At 31.8% G+C, this 19,433-nt stretch carries 11 protein-coding genes and 1 tRNA gene; 3 read left to right on the top strand and 9 right to left on the bottom strand.

Going from position 1 to position 19,433, the window contains the following annotated elements:
• Positions 1 to 83: 83 nt before the first annotated feature.
• The 8 genes from FHR24_RS06405 to FHR24_RS06370 form a co-directional block, all read right to left on the bottom strand.
• Complete coding sequence (locus tag FHR24_RS06405; protein WP_167185560.1) at positions 84 to 1,358, bottom strand: hypothetical protein; 1,275 nt, start codon at positions 1,356 to 1,358, stop codon at positions 84 to 86.
• A gap of 183 nt (positions 1,359 to 1,541) precedes the next feature.
• Positions 1,542 to 4,355 (bottom strand): outer membrane protein assembly factor BamB family protein, encoded by a 2,814-nt coding sequence (locus FHR24_RS06400; RefSeq protein ID WP_167185558.1) that lies wholly within the window; start codon positions 4,353 to 4,355, stop codon positions 1,542 to 1,544.
• A gap of 154 nt (positions 4,356 to 4,509) precedes the next feature.
• Positions 4,510 to 5,064, bottom strand: a complete 555-nt coding sequence (locus FHR24_RS06395; RefSeq protein WP_167185555.1) for a carbohydrate binding domain-containing protein — start codon at positions 5,062 to 5,064, stop codon at positions 4,510 to 4,512.
• A gap of 192 nt (positions 5,065 to 5,256) precedes the next feature.
• Positions 5,257 to 6,606 (bottom strand): hypothetical protein, encoded by a 1,350-nt coding sequence (locus FHR24_RS06390; protein ID WP_167185552.1) that lies wholly within the window; start codon positions 6,604 to 6,606, stop codon positions 5,257 to 5,259.
• Between the two features lie 115 nt (positions 6,607 to 6,721).
• Positions 6,722 to 8,155, bottom strand: a complete 1,434-nt coding sequence (locus FHR24_RS06385) for a carbon starvation CstA family protein (protein ID WP_167185549.1) — start codon at positions 8,153 to 8,155, stop codon at positions 6,722 to 6,724.
• 108 nt (positions 8,156 to 8,263) lie between these two features.
• Positions 8,264 to 10,681, bottom strand: a complete 2,418-nt coding sequence (locus tag FHR24_RS06380) for a glycoside hydrolase family 2 TIM barrel-domain containing protein (protein ID WP_167185545.1) — start codon at positions 10,679 to 10,681, stop codon at positions 8,264 to 8,266.
• A 149-nt stretch (positions 10,682 to 10,830) separates the two neighbouring features.
• Positions 10,831 to 11,820 carry a family 43 glycosylhydrolase gene (locus FHR24_RS06375; RefSeq protein ID WP_167185542.1) on the bottom strand — a complete coding sequence of 330 codons (990 nt, stop codon included), beginning with the start codon at positions 11,818 to 11,820 and terminating at the stop codon, positions 10,831 to 10,833.
• 119 nt (positions 11,821 to 11,939) lie between these two features.
• Positions 11,940 to 12,010, bottom strand: a tRNA-Gln gene (locus tag FHR24_RS06370).
• A gap of 227 nt (positions 12,011 to 12,237) precedes the next feature.
• Here FHR24_RS06370 and FHR24_RS06365 point away from each other — a divergent pair.
• Together FHR24_RS06365 and FHR24_RS06360 are read left to right on the top strand one after the other, a co-directional pair.
• The gene (locus FHR24_RS06365) at positions 12,238 to 15,312 is read left to right on the top strand and encodes a glycosyltransferase family 117 protein (protein ID WP_167185540.1); all 3,075 of its coding nucleotides are present in this window, start codon (positions 12,238 to 12,240) and stop codon (positions 15,310 to 15,312) included.
• The gene (locus FHR24_RS06360) at positions 15,313 to 15,945 is read left to right on the top strand and encodes a polysaccharide deacetylase family protein (RefSeq protein ID WP_167185537.1); all 633 of its coding nucleotides are present in this window, start codon (positions 15,313 to 15,315) and stop codon (positions 15,943 to 15,945) included.
• Here FHR24_RS06360 and FHR24_RS06355 read toward each other — a convergent pair.
• Positions 15,942 to 16,241, bottom strand: coding sequence for a thioredoxin family protein (locus FHR24_RS06355; protein ID WP_167185534.1), 300 nt, complete (start codon positions 16,239 to 16,241; stop codon positions 15,942 to 15,944). The two genes, FHR24_RS06360 and FHR24_RS06355, sit on opposite strands and share 4 nt — an antisense overlap.
• Positions 16,242 to 16,478: 237 nt before the next feature.
• Here FHR24_RS06355 and polA point away from each other — a divergent pair, with 237 nt between their 5' ends.
• Complete coding sequence (gene polA / locus FHR24_RS06350; protein WP_167185531.1) at positions 16,479 to 19,286, top strand: DNA polymerase I; 2,808 nt, start codon at positions 16,479 to 16,481, stop codon at positions 19,284 to 19,286.
• The last annotated feature ends 147 nt before the right edge of the window (positions 19,287 to 19,433 follow it).

The raw sequence follows: 19,433 nt of genomic DNA, 5'->3' as shown, positions 1-19,433 counted from the left end.
AAAAACTTTTTAGGCTACAGCATAAAAAAAGGGAATTAACGCTTTTGCGTTAATTCCCTTTTAAACCCTATATAAATAGAATTTTACAAAACAACTTTTACAGCATTTTGTAAGTTTCCTTTTGATATTTTAACAATATAAACTCCACTAGACAATCCTGTATTATTCACTTGTTGTCCTGTTATTGAGTAAACAGCATCTAAATTTGCTCCCAAAACAGAAACTGTTCCATTGGTAGCATTAATAGAAGCCCCTTCTATTTTTTTGCTAGTTGTAGATAAAGTTGCATCTGTAATAGTTGCTGTAATTTGGTCTACATATACAAGATCTCCACTTGCTAAATTCTCAGCACTTCCTTCATTATAGTTCACAGAGAACCAAAAAGCTACTCCATCAAAAGCATCAGGACAAGTTAAATCAAACGTTAACTCTTCCCATCCCATAGCTGTGTTAGTTGTAGAAACACTTGCTATAGGCTTGGTTGCTGTGTCTACACCTCCATTGGTTAATTTAACTCTTGATGACATATTAATTACAGAAGCACGATTGGTTTTTACCCACATTTTTACCTGAATGGTGCTTCCTGCATTAAAAGCACTTCCATACACTTTTTCATAAGAACTAAAAGTCCAAAAAGAAGAATCTGCATTGTCTGTAAAATTTAATTTCAAACTCTGAGTTCCGTCATGTGCTTGTCTAGATGTAACTCCTCTAGAAACAAAAGATTTATCACCAGTCAAATGGGTGGTTCCACTAGGACCATCAAAACCAGGGTTTTTAATAAACTCTGAATACGTAATGGCTGGCATAGAAGTTAAAAATTCAATTTCATCTAAATAAAAAGCATCTCCTACAGTATCTGGTTCATTTTGCCTAACCATTAAATAAAAATTGGTTAAATCTCCTGTCCACAAAGTATAATCACTCATATCTAAATAAGTAGTAATATATTCATCTGAATTAGCCCCTATAGAAAAAGTAATGTTTCCAGACCCTCCATTTGGTTTAATAGAGGCTTCATCTCCATTGGTTCCCCCTAGTCTTAACTCTACTCCGTTGGTTTCATTCTTATAAACTAGTTTAATAAATTTAGCCGTTGTAGCGTTTATTCCAGTAACCACTGTTCCAGAACCGTTATTTTTAATTCCAAAGTTTGAATTTGCTCCTGTTCTTTCTAATTTTAAAGAACCACTCCCAGACACTCCCTCAGAAGCATCGTGAGTTACCGTACTTGTTGCTCCCCAACTGACTGCCCAATCTTGTAAATCTAAATTAAAGTTAAATGTTTGTGCTTGTAATGCTGTTCCTAAAAACAAGAAACTAACAACAATTGTTGATTTTAGTAGTTTTTTTATCATTTTAATAATTTTTTAGTTAGTAATATTCGATAAAAATAATAAATCATTAAAAAAAATATAAACATCTAAATCACAAGCCATAGTACTTTTTTGACTTAATTTCAATAATTAATGTATTCACATAAAAAAACAGTGTCAAAACTTACGTTTAGACACTGTTTACTATTGGTTATTTGTTAAAAACTATAAACTTTTCTTTAATTCTATATCAATAAATCGAAAAGCTCCACACGGAATTTCTATTTTTATTTCTGATTTGTTAGTATCAAAAGTTTCTCCATTTAAAATATCAGTCATGCTTTTTGGTTGTATGGTATGTAATTTTACTGTAGCAACTTTATCACTCGGGTTTAAATAACCTCCATCTATAAGCGTTAATCTTAAATTGGTAGGAGATGTTTGAGCCACCACCCAAGCAACATCACCTGTAACAGTTAACGGTAATTTATTAGCGCTTTCCTTAATATCTTTTTCTATTGTTTTGTAATACTCGTTTGCATTGTATTTTTGAGTTCCGTCTGCCGAATAGTAATAATGACCATCTGTATAATATTCCTTTAAAATATTTTTATAAATAGGATTTAAGTTCTCTTTTAAAGGTTTTCTCTTAGCTGTTTTACTAGCCGATGTGCCTGCTTGAGGTGGTGTAATTAATACCAATCCATTTGAATAATTTGGTAAAAAGTTTTGACGACGGTCTTTAACGTTTCCAGCGTAGCTAGAAAAATCCCAAGGAGTTACTTTTGCTGCTGGCCAAGTTCCGTTTTGTCTACTAAAAACAAAATTATCAAAATAAGACTCTTTACTTTCTTCGTAAAATGTAGACCATTTTGCATTGCTTCCTCTTTCTATAAATTCATGATCTGGAGTCATCATACTTAAATGCACTGGCGAAAAACTTACAATTTCATTCGGTTTGGGTACATACAAAGCTCCTTTAGCTACCAACTCCCACAACACACTAATATAATCTGAATCTACTGCTAAATTGTTAATATACTGAGCACCGTTAGCCATATGAAACACCAAATGACGTAAAAAATGATTTGGTAATCTTTGGTTGCTAAATTGTCTAGATCTATCAAAACTTGGGTTGTCTGGTACTGCACGAGTTCCCCAGCTATTAAAAGCTCCACTTGCCCATACTCCTGCTCTACCAGCAATACTAATATCCATGGCTTTGTCCGTAGTCTCTTCCATAGAAGGCACAAAAACTTCAGAAAAACCTCCATCCATTACAGGTTCCCACATTGGCAAGTAAATATTCCCTTGCCAAAAGTTATGTTTGGTACGCACAAAGATATTTGCATTTTTACCTTGTGCATACTTTGCCAACGGATAAAACAAATCGTCCATTACCCAAGCAAAATCTTTCGTATGATCTTCTAATTCAGGGTATATTAATACTGTTTTTTTACCATCAGCATAGTCAATTATTTTTTTAGTAGTACTTAATTGAAACATGTACGGATCATTACCATGTCCTCCCCAGTATGCAATTCCAGGTTCTCCTTTGTACCATTTCGTAATATGATCTACTGCTTGTTCTTGAGAATACACATACTTTCGTCTTCTGTCTTTTCTCTTTTTATACTTTTCATTTGGCATGGCAGACCTATCCCAATTTTCTGCTTGAGACATATGACTACCTCCTAAAAATACAGGACTTTGGTATTTTGATTTTATTTCATCTGCCGTTTTTTTAGCGACTCCGTTTTTTGTTTGAGAAGTCATAAAATAAACAGGCAAAGGATCTCTTTCCGATTTTGGCTTTTTATAATTTTCCAAATCCTTTCTTATTTTAGCAGTATTGTCTATAATTTGCTCTATTTTCCCTTTAGGTTTTAAAGCTTCATAAGCAGATTTCCAACCTGATTTTTCAGTATCAATTACATGTATTTCACTCCCTCCACTTTGTGCACTTGCTAAAACCAATTGATTGGTACCAGGTACTTTCCATATATCGTTGTAAGAAAATTTAGTTTCTAGTTTTTCTTCTGATTTAGAGCTAAAATTAGTTGCAACTAATGATATGTGATTTCCTGTTAAAAACAAATACTTGTCAGTTCCTTGGTCATTTATCAACTCTGGCTGTGTAACAGAATACCCAAATCCTAATTTTTTAAGTTTGTATTGTTCTGACTTTTCTTTTGCCAAATCTACACGAACCGTTCCTACATTATTTTGATGTCCAGAAATCCCTAATAATATTTCTGGAATCCCGTCTTTATTATAATCCGATGTTCTAAACTCTCCTATAGTTGCAGAAGCCGTTATTTTGATATCTCTTAAAGGTTGATCTGCCAACACATCAAACAAATAAATAATACCCTTGTCTTGCATATGGTTACTACTTCCATGAATAGCCAACATATCTGTTCCATCTGCTTTTTTAATAGGTCTTAAAAAATTAGCGTAATGCAACCCTGCTTTGGGTTTATTTGCCCCCCAAGGTTTTGCTTTAGAATAGGTAGATGATTTTAATTCTTTAACCAAACTACCATCTTTGGCAGACAAATAATAAACACTTAAATCGTATCCACCTGCAACAACATAAGAAGTTCCTTCTTTTTGAACTGTACAAACAGCATACATAGGCACTTCATTTTTTTGATGTTTCCAAAGTGTTTTTCCTTTAGCATTTATACAATAAACAGCTCCATCTGCATTGGCTACTAAAATTTCATCATTTCCGTTTCCATTAATATCTGCACACCAAATATCATACACCATAAAACCTGAGAGTTTATTTTCCCATAGTTTTTTTCCGTCAAAATCAATTGCCAATATAGTCCCTTCATAAGAACTGGCTATAATATTGGTTTTATTTTTAAAATTGGCGGTTCTAACTTTCTGAATAGTATAACCTGTTTCTATACTATATAATTCTTTTGATTTTTTTTTCGATAACCCTTTAGAGTTATTCGCAAAAGACGGATAAATAGTTAGTACACTTAACAAAAGTGACACTATTAAATAACTGTATTTTTTATTCATTTTAATTTGATATATTTTTATAAAACTATCTATTTATTAGCATAATATTTTATCTGAAAATTTATTTTTTGTCCTCCAAAGTATATAGAAACAAAAACTCCGTTATCAATACTAAAATTTAGTTGATAACGGAGTTTACTAATTAAAATAGCTTTTACTTTTTAACAATGTTTAAATCATCTACATAAACTGTTCCTGATCCCGATTTTGGAAATACAAAAAAACCGATAGACAACCAATTTTTATGAGAATCTTTATCTATAGTAAAGGTAGACGTTAATGTTTGCCAAGATTTTTGTGGCAACTTGTCTAAGCGTTTAAATTTTGAATTTACTTTAGGATCTCCTGATAACGAAATTTGTAAAAACCCAGGAACCTCTCCTTCTAAAAATACTTTAGCAGAAACCTCGTAAGTACCTGCTTTAAGATTGAAAAAACCTGGTGACACTTTTTTCCCTCTAAAAGATTGCAGTTTTGGACCTGCACCAATATTATCATAACTCTTAAAAGTAACTTTCATGCTTTTTTTACCAGAAGCAACTTGTTCTGTAGAAGTTTCAAAACCTTTAGATTGAGTCCAATTTTCTGGTGATCCATTTTCAAAATCAAAAGAAGCTTTGTCTACTCCCGAAATTTGTGCGCTGGCAGCAAAAGAAATTCCCAAAACCGTGAAAGCAACACATGTGTTTTTAAATAATTTTTGAATCATTTTTAATCTGTTTTAATGGTTAGTAATTAGGCTTATATGCTTGTTTACAAATAACTTAATTATACCTCTTTTATACGTGCGCAAACATACATAGTATGTATGCTTACATTTATTTAAAAAGAAAAAGAGGCCATAAGAATACAATCTTAAGAACCTCTTTTGTATAAATAAAAATTAACTATGTTTAATTGATTACAAAACTACTTTTATAGCATCTTGCTTAGCTCCTTTAGATATTTTAACAATATAAACTCCGTTTGCCAAACCAGAAGTTCCTACTGCTTGTCCTGTTATAGAATATACTGCTTGTAAAGTTGCTCCAGAAACCGAAATAGTTCCATTACTAGCATTTACAGAAGCTCCTTCTATTTTAGAGGTAGTAGTTGATAAAGTTGCAGCATCTACCCACTTTAAATTATCTACATAAGCAACCGTGTTGGCATCATCTGCCTTTAATTTAAATGCACTACCTGCATCTGTAGTTTGTCCATAAGTAACAGTCTCTGATACAATAGTATGCCAAGTATCTTTGGTTAAACTAGGATCTATATTAATTACTGCTGCTTTAAAAGAAGTTGCAGGAACAGAGCTTGCATTATCTTTAACATTTAATGTTAATTTAGAAGGTATCGATTTTCCTGAAGGAATATAGATATCTGCTTGAATTACATAATCTCCTGCCGCAAAAGAAATTAACGACGTTCCTTCAGTATCTTCAGATCCTCCTTGAATTTGCTTTTCAGCAGCACCAACAGCAGAATCAAACTTTAAACTATAATCTCCTGTTTTAGCTTGTTCATCAGAAAAAGAAAAATAATCATTGTGTTGTAAAAACCACCCTGTTGCACTTGAATTTCCATTTGTTTCTGGTTCAATACTACCGTCTACAACAGCATCTGCTCCTTCAAAACCGTAGTACTCATCAAAAGTATAACTTTGTATACCATTATATTCTACTATTTTAATATCATCTAAATAAATAGTACAAGCACCAGTTTCTGGTTCAGCTCCTGTGTAATTCACTGTCATCCAGTTTTTGTTATCTCCTAATGCAGCATCTGCTACAGTAGTAATCACCGTATACACTTTAGTCCATTCATTTGCAGGAACTGCAGAAATATCAATATTAACCCCAGCTCCTTTTATCGCTAAGTTTAATTGAGAAGGTTGTGTACCACTAGTTACTTTTATCCATGCAGAAACTAAATAATCACGTACGGTTAAACTAAATGCTCCTTCTTTATTAGTGTTAGAACGAAAGGTTTGTAATTTTGGTGTTGGATTTCCCGCAGTATAATCAAAAATTGCTTTCATACTGTAGGTACCTGAATGTGCCTCTTCATTAGACTGAGTAAAACCTGCCGTTTGAGACCATGCCTGTACAATATTTCCTGGACCTGTAGTTGGGTTGCTTGGTGTAGACCAATCAACATTTGTCAATTCAAACCCAAAGGCATCTGCATTTAAAATTTGTGCGTTTGACTGTAAACCAGCCCCTAACAAAACTGCCAAAGCTGAAATTTTAAGTAATTGTTTTTTCATAATAATACATTATTAAGTTTAGTATACTCACAAATTAACAATCAATTTATTATTAATGTGTGTTCTTAAATAAACCAAATGTGTGTATCCATAAAAAAATCAACAGATACCTATATTACTCACTTTTAGGCTTATTGCGCTTAACATATAATAGAAAAAACACAGAAATAATGATTGTCACAATTACAGAAAGCACATAAGAAATAGTGTTATTTAACTGAAACCCCTCTGGTGCAATTAAAATATATAGACTACAAACCATGGTCATAAACACAGCTGGTATAAAAGTTACCAAATAAGCCTTTTTAGTATATATTAAAAAAGCTGTAATAGCCCACAAAACAATCATAGCCAATGTTTGGTTAGACCAAGCAAAATACCTCCAAATTATTGCAAAATCTACTTTTGTTAACACAAAAGCTATCACAAATAAAGGAATAGATATATACAGTCTTTTTAATATTGATTTTTGGTCATACTTAAAAGTATCTGCTAAAATTAACCTAGCAGATCTAAAAGCTGTATCTCCAGAAGTAATGGGAGCAGCTACAATTCCCAATACCGCTAATACACCTCCAAACTTACCTAACATATTTAACGAAATTTCATTTGCTGCCCATGCAGCATTATTTCCATTCGCTGCCATTTCTACATTCAATCCATCTACATTTCCAAAAAATGTCATAGCTGCTGCTGCCCAAATTAAAGCCACAATCCCTTCTGTTATCATAGCTCCAAAAAACACTTTTTTCCCTTCTGTTTCGTTGTGAATACACCTAGACATTAAAGGAGATTGTGTGGCATGAAACCCTGATATAGCTCCGCAAGCAATGGTCACAAACAACATAGGAAAAATAGGAGTATTTTCTGCATTGTGTTTCATATTCACTAAATTGGCAGGAATCACTTCGGGTATTTGATAATCGCCCACAAACAACACCAACAACAAACCTAAGGCCATAAATAACATTGCTGCTCCAAAAACAGGATACAGTTTGCTTATTAATTTATCTATAGGTAACAAAGTTGACAATACATAATAAACCAATATAATAGATACCCAAACACCTATTCCCAACATACTATCTGTCATTCCATCAATAATTTTTGCAGGCCCTACTAAAAAAACCGTTCCTACAAAAATTAACAAAACCACGGTAAACAAACGCATAAACTGTTTGATATAAGGCCCCAAATAAATTCCCACTACCTCACTAATGCTTAATCCATTATGCCTTAACGATAACATTCCTGAAAAATAATCGTGAACCGCTCCTCCAAAAATACACCCAAAAACAATCCATAAAAAAGCAGACGGACCATACATAGCTCCCGCAATGGCTCCAAAAATAGGCCCTAGACCTGCTATGTTTAAAAACTGAATTAAAAAAACCTTCCATGTAGGAAGTGGCATATAATCTACATCATCACGCTGAGATATAGCTGGAGTTTCTCTATCTTTTTCTATTCCAAAAATTCTTTCGATAATGTTTCCGTACACAAAATAAGCTACAATTAAAATGATAATTGAGACAATAAATGATATCATATTTCTAGTTTTTCAGTTCCTTTTATTAACAGGATTACAATGTTAATATTTATTATTTTTAGACAAGCCTATAAGAATTCATAGTGCTTTTAATAGTATAGATAAAGCTTATTTAGTTTTAAAAACAAGCATATCTCCTTTATTTTTTTTTGATGTTGTTTTTAAAACAATCTCTTTATCTGTATTTAAGATTTTTAAAATCACCAAACACTTTCCGTTATTTAACACCATTGATTTTTTATTTCCAAAATACGCTACATCATTAACGTCTCCGTTTTCAATAGCCAATATTTTAGCATTTCCCTCTACTGTAAAATCTACGATTGCTTTAGAGTCATTCACCAAATTCTTTTTTTTGTCCAACATATTTACTTCTACATGAACAACATCACCAGACTTCACCTTACTAGATTGAGGCAACAATTTTAATTTGTATGTATTTCCGGTGGTAACAAGCATAAAATCACAAACCTGTTTTCCATTAATAAAACCAACCGCTTTTAATTCTCCTGGTTGATGAGTGATGTTTTTCCATTTCATTATTTTATTTGGAAAATCTACCCTATTTTGAGCTCCAATTTTTTTACCATTTAAATACAACTCAACAACTTCACAATTGGTATAGGTTACTAAATCGTATTGTTTTCCTTTTTCTAAGTTCCAACTGCTATGCATAGGAGGCCACCCCCAACGACCTGATGTAGAAAAATCATCGGCATCTCCATTATACACATACGTTTTTATCATGGGTTCTTCTGTCCATTGAGATTGATAAAAATCGGCTTTGTTAGATTTAAAACCTGCAAAATCTAACAAACCACTATCTGATCCTAATTTTGGCCATTTTTTAGATTCTCCTAAATAATCTGCTCCTACCCATAAAAATAAGCCCATATTATGATCATTTTCTAAAACATCTAACCAAGGAGATTTTTCTATATTGGCAAATCTTTTTTCTGGAGTACTATTAAAATACGTATAGCTTTCTGTACTTACAAAAGGTTTTCCAGGATGTTGATTTCCTATAGCAGTACACCATTGTTCTCCATAATTAAGAGCAATCAAATCCATATATTCACAAGTTTCTATAATTTGTTTTACTTTTTGAGCAGGAACTCCATCTCTTCCTCTTTCCATTCCAGATATTACAGGTCTTGTATCATCTATAGACCTCACAAAACTGGTATATTTTTTCAATCCTACTTTTTGTTCTATACTTTCTGGAGCGTGATTCTCGTTACCAACACTCCAAATAACAACACTTGGGTGATTTACATCTCTCCTAACTGATTGTTCATAGTTTTTTTGCCACTCTAATTCAAAATACGGATTGGCAAACCCACTTGGGTTAAAGAAATTTCCTTTTTTATTTTTTTTTCTTACAAATCCATCATCATTCCACTTATCTGCAAACTCATCCATCACTAAAAACCCCATTTGATCACATAAGTCCATAAACTCTGGAGCAGCAACGTTATGAGCAGTTCTAATAGCATTACAACCTATAGATTTTAAGTGCTTTAGTCTACGTTCCCAAACCTGAATAGGAACGGAAACTCCTAAAGAACCTGCATCTACATGTAAACAGACCCCTTTCATTTTAATGTTTTTATCATTTAAGAAAAAACCTTTTTTAGCATCAAAACGAATAGACCTAACTCCAAAAGAACTGATATAATCATCTACTACTTTTCCGTTTATTAGCACTTCTGATTTTGCCGTATACATATTAGGGCTATCAATAGTCCACAATTTTGGATTGATAATTTTTATGTTTTGTAAAGCTGTATACGATTTATTTAAAGTTGTTTTTATTTTAGTTTTAGCAATTCCTACTTTAGTATTGTTTGCATCGTACAGCGTTGTTTGCACTTCTACCTCCTCTTTGTTTTTGTAATTTTCTATAGTAGTTTCTATAGAAATTAATGCTTCTTTTAACGATACAGAAGGAGTTGTTATTTTAGTTCCCCAATTTTTTACGTGAGTTGGATGTGTGATTGTTAACCAAGTATTTCTGTATATTCCAGATCCTGTATACCAACGTGCACTTGGCTGTATAGAATTATCTACTCTTACAGCAACTCTATTAGGCTTATCATAATTTAAATATTCTGATATATCAAAATAAAAACTTGTAAAACCATTATACTGAGCCCCTACATAGGTACCGTTTATCCAAATTTTAGAATTTCGATAAATAGCATCAAACTGCAATTCTACGTGTTCTCCTTTTTGTTCTTTAGTTATTGTAAACTCTTTTCTATACCAACCTATACCACAAGAAAACCAAGCATTTCTTCCTGAATTTTCTTTACTCAGCTTTGTTTCTATACTCCAATCATGAGGTAAATTTATTTTTTCCCAATTCGCATCATCAAAACCTACTTCTGAATACTCTAAACTATCAGACAGGGTAAATTTCCAATCCGCATTAAAGTTTACTTTTTTTCTAACTTCTTCTTTCTGAGCAAATACAGAAAAATTAACAGTGCTTAAAAACACTATTAATAAAAATTGATACTTCATGTTGTTATTTTTGATTATTTCAAAACTAACAGAAAGTATCTACGCTTATTTGTCTCTGAATATATTAAATGTACCTCATAGTATTATAAAATAAAAAAGTCATAAACATTTTTGCTTATGACTTTTTTATTTGAATAGTTTCAATATTTTTAATCTACTTTTTTTACTCCTTCTTTTGTTGGAGCAACAGGTATAATGTCTCCATTTTTATTAAAAAATAATTTATCTACACAAATAGATCTTTTAAATCCATTTCCTGATAAATCTTGTGTGTGATAAAAAACATACCATTGATTTTTATACGTTACAATAGAACCATGTGAGGTTCCTGAACTAACAGGTTTCATTACTTTACCCTGATACACAAAAGGCCCCATTGGATTTTGAGAGGTTGCATATATCATTGTTGCATCTTTAGACCATCCATTAGAATATACATAATAATACAATCCGTTTCGTTTAAACATCCAAGGTCCTTCACCATAAACCCCATCTCCTCCATGATTTATTTGTAGATTAGGCTCTTTTTCAGATTTCTCTTTCCATAACAAACGTTTTCCTTGTTTGTCTAAAATAATCACCTCTTGCAAAGAACCATCTAGCTCTACCATATTCTCCTTTAACTTTACCACTCTTGCCTCTCTACAACCAAAATACATATATGCCTGTCCATCATCATCTATTAAAATAGCAGGGTCAATAGGTTCTGCCCCTGCAAAAGGTTCAGCAATTCCATCAACCAAAGGCTTACCTATTATATCTTTAAAAGGCCCTTCTGGTTTATTTGCAACAGCAACTCCTATTTTTTTGCGTTCTACAGGATAATACAAATAATATTTATTGTTTCTCTTTACTGCATCTGGAGCCCAAGCCCATTTTTCTGCCCAACTAATGTCTTTTAAAGAAAATATAGCCCCATGATCTTTCCAATCTTTCATATTATCAGTAGAAAAACATGCCCAATCTAACATATCAAAATAAGTTGCATCATCTCTATCGTGAGACGTATACACATACAACCTTCCATTAAATACTCTAGCGGAAGGATCTGCCGTGTACTTATGTTTAATAAAAGGATTTTGTGAATATGATATTGAAGTAATAACAACGGTAACTAATAAAGAGAAGACTTTTTTCATTTGTACAACATTTAAATACAGTACAATTTACAAAACATAAAGAAGATGATACTTTTTAAAAAATAAAAAAGTTATTAAAATAAAAAAAAGCCTTAAATCAAAGATTTAAGACTTTTTTGTTGTCCCACAAGGACTCGAACCTTGAACGACGGTACCAAAAACCGCTGTGTTACCATTACACCATGGGACAGTGCGTTTGCGGGTGCAAATATACAGTACATCTACAATTCTGCAAAATTTTTTTGCAAAAAAATTCACTTTTTTTTTAAGCCCCTATAATAATGTTTGAATATCAATCGTTTAATGAAATAGATGATTTCATTTTTATGAATTCATCAGAACATTTTTCATCAATATCACTATCAGCATTAATATTTAATTAAATTTGTGACTAAAATTTTAGTTCGAACACTTCAAATGAAACAAAATACTTATCAAAAGTGGAATACAATCCTTGGATGGATTGTCTTTATTATATCCTTAGCAACTTACACATTAACCCTAGAACCCACTGTTAGTTTTTGGGATTGTGGAGAATATATATCAACCGCTGTAAAACTAGAAGTAGGTCATCCACCAGGTGCTCCTTTATTTCAAATGTTAGGTGCCTTTTTTGCTATGTTTAGTAACACTGCCAGTAATGTGGCTTATATGGTAAACTTTATGTCTGGATTGGTAAGTGCCTTTACCATTTTGTTTATGTTTTGGTCTTTAAGCAACCTTATTAAAAGAGTTGCTTTAAAAAACGCTGAATTAACCACCAATAAAGCAATTGCAGTATTAGGTGCAGCCGTAGTAGGTAGTTTAACTTATACGTTTTCTGATAGCTTTTGGTTTAGTGCCGTAGAAGCAGAAGTATATGCCATGTCTTCTTTCTTAATGGCTTTACTTTTTTGGTTAGGTTTAAAATGGGAAAAATCATTTTCTGAACCTAGAGGTAATAAATGGTTAATTTTAATCTGTTTTATTATTGGACTTTCTTTTGGTGTACACATATTATCCTTATTAGTAATTCCATCATTGGTATTTATCTATTTAAATCACTACTATCAAAAATATACGATCAAGAATTTTATAATAGCCAATGCAATTGCTATTGGAGCTTTAATTTTTATTTTTAAATTCTTATTTCCTTTCACACTTAAATTCTTCAGTGCTTCAGAATTGTTTTTTGTAAACAATTTAAGCATGCCGTTTCATACAGGAACTATTATTGCGGCAATTCTAATTATTGCTGGTTTTTACTTTGGATTAAATTACACTCGTAAAAACAAAAAATACTTAGCTAATATAGCCTTACTATCTGTTTTGTTTGTTATGATTGGATTTTCTTGTTGGTTAATGTTACCAATTAGAGCCAATGCAAATACCACTATTAATGAAAACAATCCATCATCTGCCAGAGAATTGTTAGCGTACTACAACCGTGAGCAATATGGAGATGCTAATATTTTTTATGATACTTATTATTCATCTAAATACCATAGAGAGGCTGCACTAGATGCTAATGGAGAGCCTATTATGGAAGATGTAAAACCCAAATACGAAAAAGATGATAAAAGTGGAAAGTATATTATTGTAAATGATTACAAGAATGCTCAAGAAAAAACATCGGACAAACACAAAGGTTTTATTCCTAGAATGGTAAACCCTGGCCTAGAACAAAACTACAAGTCTATTGTAGGCATTCCTCAAAAAAGCCAAGTAAGACCTACTTTTTCAGAAAATATAGAGTTTATGGTAAAGTACCAATTTGGCTATATGTATTTTAGGTATTTGTTTTGGAACTTTATTGGAAAACAAAATGACATTCAAGGTAGAATGGATCCTTTAAACGGAAATTGGATGTCTGGTATTACAGCTATAGATGAAATGTTTGTAGGTACTCAACAAAATTTACCTAGTGAAACACTAGAGAACAAAGGAAGGAATTTCTATTACGGTATTCCTTTTCTATTAGGGCTAATTGGATTAATTTATCAATTAAAAAGAGATCCTCGTAACTTTTATAATTTACTATTATTTTTTGTGTTTACAGGTTTTGCTATTATCTTTTACACCAACCCTAAACCTTTTGAACCTAGAGAAAGAGATTACGCTATTGTAGGTTCTTTTTATATTTTTGCCATGTGGGTAGGATTTGGAGTATATGCTGTTTTTGATAAAATAAATAGCTACAAAGCATCCAAATCTATAGCCATTGCAGTTCCTACTTTATGCCTATTACTTTCTCCTATTGTAATGGCATCAGAAAATTGGGACGATCATGATAGATCTAACAAATACACCGCTTATTTTAACGCAAAAACCTACTTAGATTCTTGCGACAAGAATGCAATTCTATTTACAATTGGAGACAATGATACTTTTCCACTATGGTACATGCAAGAGGTAGAAGGCTACAGAACTGATGTAAAAATTGTAAACACTAGCTTGTTAGCTACAGATTGGTACATAGACCAAATGAAACGCGAAACATATACAGCCCCCCCTATTCCGTCTCAACTAGAACACAAACAATACAGACACGGTACTTTAGATGTTGCCTATCATACAGGACAGGTTAAAGAAAGATGGGATATAGACAATTTTATGAAGTGGATTGCCTCTTCTGACAAACGTACTTATATTGAAGTGGGAGATGGAAAGTTTGAAAAATTCTATCCTACAAATAAACTAAGATTACCCGTAAATAAAGAAACTGTTTTAAAAAACGGAATTGTAAATGCTAAAGATGCAGATTCTATTGTAGCCTATATGGATTTAGATATTGATAACCGTGGTCTAACAAAAAATAGAACTTTAATGTTAGATATTTTGGCTAACAACAATTGGGAAAGACCTATTTATTTTACAGGAGGATCTAATGCCGATGAAGAATATTTATGGCTTAAAGATTATTTACAATTAGATGGGATGGCTTTTCAATTAGTTCCAATAAGAACCAAAAGTGAATATGGTATTCTAGGAATGGGTAGAATTGATACTGACAAAATGTACAGTATGGTTAAGAACTGGGATTTTGGAAACCATGGAAAAGATTTTTATGTAGATGTAGAATCTAGAAAAAATTCTATTTCATACAGAAACAACATCTCTAGATTGGTAGAGGCTTTAATGAATGAAAACAAATTAAAAGAAGCCGAAGAAATACTAGATCTTAGCTATACAAAAATGCCAATTCTAAAATACCACCAATACGGTGTTTGTTTGGCATTTCCAGAACAATACTATCTATTAAATCGTCCAGAAAAAGCAAGAAATGCTGCAGATGTACTAATTAAAGTATTTCAAGAAAAACTATTGTATTACTCACAATTTAACACCACAGACTTAGAATATTTATTTAGCGAAGTGGAAACAGAATTTAAAATGTATCAAACCATCGCTTCGGATGTAAATAAATACGAAAAAGACGATAATTACAAGAAAAAAGTAGAAACTGAATTTATAGGACACATTAAATTATTTGAAGAACTCTTTCAAGAATAAATGAGGCTATATCCTGTAAAAACAATATCAATTTTCAAATCCATTTTTAACAAATGGATTTGGAGCTTTGATACAGATAAAAAAGAAATCTACCTTACATTTGACGATGGACCTATCCCAACAACTACTCCTTGGGTTCTAGAACAATTATCAATGTACAACGCAAAAGCTACCTTTTTTTGCATTGGTGATAATATTAGAAAATATCCACGTATTTTCAATCAAATCACAAACAAAGGACATCGAGTTGGAAACCATACCTTTAATCATTTAAAAGGATGGAAAACCAATACAAATGTTTATATACAAAACGTTTTAAAAGCAGAAAAAAAATTAGAAACACACAATAATCCTAAAATTTTTAGACCTCCTTATGGTAAAATTACCAATACTCAATCTAAAAAACTAAGAAAACTAGGTTATCAAATTATTATGTGGGACGTTTTAAGTGCCGATTTTGATCAACAATTAACGGCTAAAAACTGTACAGAAAATGTACTAAAAAATGTTAAAAACGGAAGTATTATCGTTTTTCACGATAGCCAAAAAGCCTACCCAAGACTAAAAGAAACACTTCCTAAAGTCTTAGAAGAATTAAGCAAAAAAGGTTTTTTGTTTAAAGTAATTCCCTAAACATATTGTTGTACCAAGTTAATTAACGTATTTGCATCTTGTTCTCCTCCTTGTCTCCATTTCATTACTCCATTTTTGTAAATAACAAACGTAGGATTTGACTTTACTTTTAGAGCAGATGCTAAAATTTCATTCTTTTGAATATCTATCTTAATCACCTTTGCTTTGTCTCCTAAAGCAGCAACCACATCTCTTAACACCAATCCTGTTGGCTCATCTTCTTCATCACTCCATTGAGCATAAAAATCAATCAACACAGGAATTTCAACATTAATTAAATCACCAAATTTAGTCATATATAAATGTATAAAGTTTGTAAAATTTATGTCATCTATCTGACAAATAGACACGAATTACAATGCAATGTAACTTTTTTTTGAATTAAACAAAAAAAACAAGTTAATTTTTAACAAAATTCATCAATAATTTAACAAAGAACACTATAATGACTTATATAATACGCAAAAACAAGACCTGAAGACGATTTAAATTAGTAGTTTTTAATTACATTTACGACTTTCAAAACTATATTTATGGCTGGTCAAAAAAGACTTTTTTTACTAGATGCTTTTGCTTTAATTTTTAGAGGTTATTATGCATTAATTAAAAACCCTAGAATTAATTCCAAAGGGATGGATACCTCTGCAATTTTAGGCTTTACCAACTCTTTATTAGATGTAATCCGTAGAGAAAAACCCGAATTATTAGCCGTAGCTTTTGACAAAGGAGGATCTGCAACTAGAACAGAAGCTTTTGAAGCATATAAAGCTAATAGACAAGAAACACCTGAGGCTATTAAAATTGCCATTCCTTATATTCACGAGATTTTAAAAGCTATGAATATTCCTATTATTGAAGTAGCTGGTTTTGAAGCTGATGATTTAATTGGAACTTTAGCAAAACAGGCCGAAAAAGAAGGATGCCAAGTTTATATGGTAACTCCCGATAAAGATTACGCTCAACTAGTTTCTGAAAATATTTTTATGTACCGTCCTGCTAGAATGGGAAATGGTATAGAAATTTGGGATGTAGAAAAAGTAAAAGAAAAATTTGAAGTAGAAAATCCCTTACAAGTTATAGATTATCTAGGTATGATGGGCGATGCCGTAGACAACATTCCTGGTTTACCTGGAGTTGGAGACAAAACAGCTAAAAAATTTATAAAACAGTACGGTTCTATGGAAAATCTTTTAGCCAACACACACGAGCTAAAAGGAAAGATGAAAGAAAAGATTGAAGCTAATAAAGAGTTAGGAATCCTTTCCAAAGAACTAGCAACTATTATTTTAGATTGTCCTGTAGAATATCATGAAGAGGATTTTACCATGTGTAAGCCCAATGCTGATGAAACTGCTAAAATTTTTCAGGAATTAGAGTTTAGAAGAATTGCAGATAGTTTTAACAAACTTTTTGGAATGGATGCTCCTAAAATGGAAATTCCTAAAAAAGAAGAAACAATTACAACTAATACAGGTACAGAACCACAATTAGACTTATTTGCAAGCCCAGAACAAACCTCAAACACAACATCTTCTTTTGGTTTTGATACATTAAGCAACCTAAAACCAGTTTATCAATACATAAATACAACTACTGCTAGAAAATTATTCATCAACAAACTGATGAATCAACCTAAAGTAGCTTTTGAAATTGTTACCCAACGAGAAAATTTTATAGATACTATTATTGGTTTTGGTTTTTCTTATGATACTGGAACAGGATATTATATTCCCGTAACAGAAAACACCAATGCTATTTTAAATGAATTAAAACCTTTTTTTGAAAGTGACAACATTCAAAAAATAGCTTACGACCTTAAGAGCAACATTAAGTTTTTAGCCCATTACAACATTAACCTACAAGGAACTATTTTTGATATTAGTTTGGCTCATTATTTATTGCACCCAGACATGAGACATCAATTGGATGTTTTATCAGAAACCTATTTAAATTATGAAGTAACTCACCAAGACAATGTAATCGGTAAAGGTCGTAACAAGGTAAAATTAGCTGAAGTAGATTTAGCTACTATCACTCCTTTTTGTTGTGAACAATCAGATGTTTGTTTTCAGTTAGAAACTCATTTTAGTAAAGAACTTGTAGAAAACAACTTAGAAAATCTATTTAACAACATAGAACTTCCTTTATTAAAAGTGTTGGCTAAAATGGAATTAGAAGGAATTAATTTAGATGTTGATTATTTAGCTACATTATCAAAAACTTTAACTACAGATATTACAACCTTAGAAGAAAACATTTACAGCCTTTCTGGAGAAGAGTTTAACATAGCATCACCAAAACAACTAGGGATTGTCTTGTTTGAAAACATGAAACTGGTAGAAAAACCTAAAAAAACCAAAACTGGACAATACGCAACTGGAGAGGACATTTTAAGCAAGTTGGCTACTGAGCATGAAATTGTGGCTAAAATTTTAGAATATAGAGGATTGGTAAAACTTAAAAATACGTATGTAGATGCGTTACCAAACGAAGTAAACCCAATTACCCAAAGAGTACACACAACCTATAGCCAAGCAACGGCTTCTACAGGTAGATTAAGTTCTACAAACCCTAACTTACAAAACATTCCTATTCGTACAGAAAGAGGAAAACAAGTAAGAAAAGCATTTATTAAAAAAAATGAGGATTATACATTATTCGCTGCCGATTATTCTCAGATAGAATTGCGTTTAATTGCCGAGTTAAGTCAGGATCCAGAAATGTTATCTGCTTTTAAAAACGGAGATGATATTCACCGTTCTACCGCTGCCAAAGTATTTGGAGTCACTATTGATGAAGTTACCAGAGAACAACGTAGTCATGCAAAAACCGTAAACTTTGGAATTATTTATGGTGTTTCTGCCTTTGGATTAAGTCAACAAACCAACTTGAGTAGAAAAGAATCTAAAGAGTTGATTGATACGTATTACGAAACCTATCCTACCTTAAAAAAATACATGGCAAGTCAAGTAGATTTTGCCAAAGAACACGGATATGTAAAAACACTTTTAGACAGACGTAGATATTTAAAAAACATCAACTCTGCCAATGCTATTGTTCGTTCTGCAGATGAACGTAATGCTGTAAACGCTCCTATACAAGGAACTGCTGCAGACATTATTAAAATTGCCATGATTGATATTCAAAAAGCATTAGAAGAAGGAGGTTATCAAACAAAAATGTTACTACAAGTACATGATGAATTGGTCTTTGATATGCACAAAGACGAAATTGACACCTTAAAACCTTTGATTATTTCAAAAATGCAAAATGCTTATAAAATTAGTGTTCCATTAGTTGTTGATACTGACATGGGAGACAATTGGTTAGATGCACATTAATATTAAAAACCTTAATAAACAAAAATCAAATTTTATTTATTAATTTTTAAGAAAAACAGCCGTACTATCTTATTGTTATTCAGAAAAATAATTATACTTTTGCAATCCCTTGGAGAATCCAAGAAGAATTATTGTTTAATTATTACA

It is taken from the genome of Wenyingzhuangia heitensis (genome assembly GCF_011762155.1).
GTDB classification, from domain to species: Bacteria; Bacteroidota; Bacteroidia; order Flavobacteriales; family Flavobacteriaceae; genus Wenyingzhuangia; species Wenyingzhuangia heitensis.
Note: the sequence above shows the minus strand (reverse complement) of the source record. Positions and strands in the feature narration are given on the sequence as shown.

Coding starts and splice junctions, on each gene's coding strand:
- FHR24_RS06405 (WP_167185560.1), bottom strand. CDS start 1,358: ATGATAAAAAAACTACTAAAATCAACAATTGTTGTTAGTTTCTTGTTT.
- FHR24_RS06400 (WP_167185558.1), bottom strand. CDS start 4,355: ATGAATAAAAAATACAGTTATTTAATAGTGTCACTTTTGTTAAGTGTA.
- FHR24_RS06395 (WP_167185555.1), bottom strand. CDS start 5,064: ATGATTCAAAAATTATTTAAAAACACATGTGTTGCTTTCACGGTTTTG.
- FHR24_RS06390 (WP_167185552.1), bottom strand. CDS start 6,606: ATGAAAAAACAATTACTTAAAATTTCAGCTTTGGCAGTTTTGTTAGGG.
- FHR24_RS06385 (WP_167185549.1), bottom strand. CDS start 8,155: ATGATATCATTTATTGTCTCAATTATCATTTTAATTGTAGCTTATTTT.
- FHR24_RS06380 (WP_167185545.1), bottom strand. CDS start 10,681: ATGAAGTATCAATTTTTATTAATAGTGTTTTTAAGCACTGTTAATTTT.
- FHR24_RS06375 (WP_167185542.1), bottom strand. CDS start 11,820: ATGAAAAAAGTCTTCTCTTTATTAGTTACCGTTGTTATTACTTCAATA.
- FHR24_RS06365 (WP_167185540.1), top strand. CDS start 12,238: ATGAAACAAAATACTTATCAAAAGTGGAATACAATCCTTGGATGGATT.
- FHR24_RS06360 (WP_167185537.1), top strand. CDS start 15,313: ATGAGGCTATATCCTGTAAAAACAATATCAATTTTCAAATCCATTTTT.
- FHR24_RS06355 (WP_167185534.1), bottom strand. CDS start 16,241: ATGACTAAATTTGGTGATTTAATTAATGTTGAAATTCCTGTGTTGATT.
- polA (WP_167185531.1), top strand. CDS start 16,479: ATGGCTGGTCAAAAAAGACTTTTTTTACTAGATGCTTTTGCTTTAATT.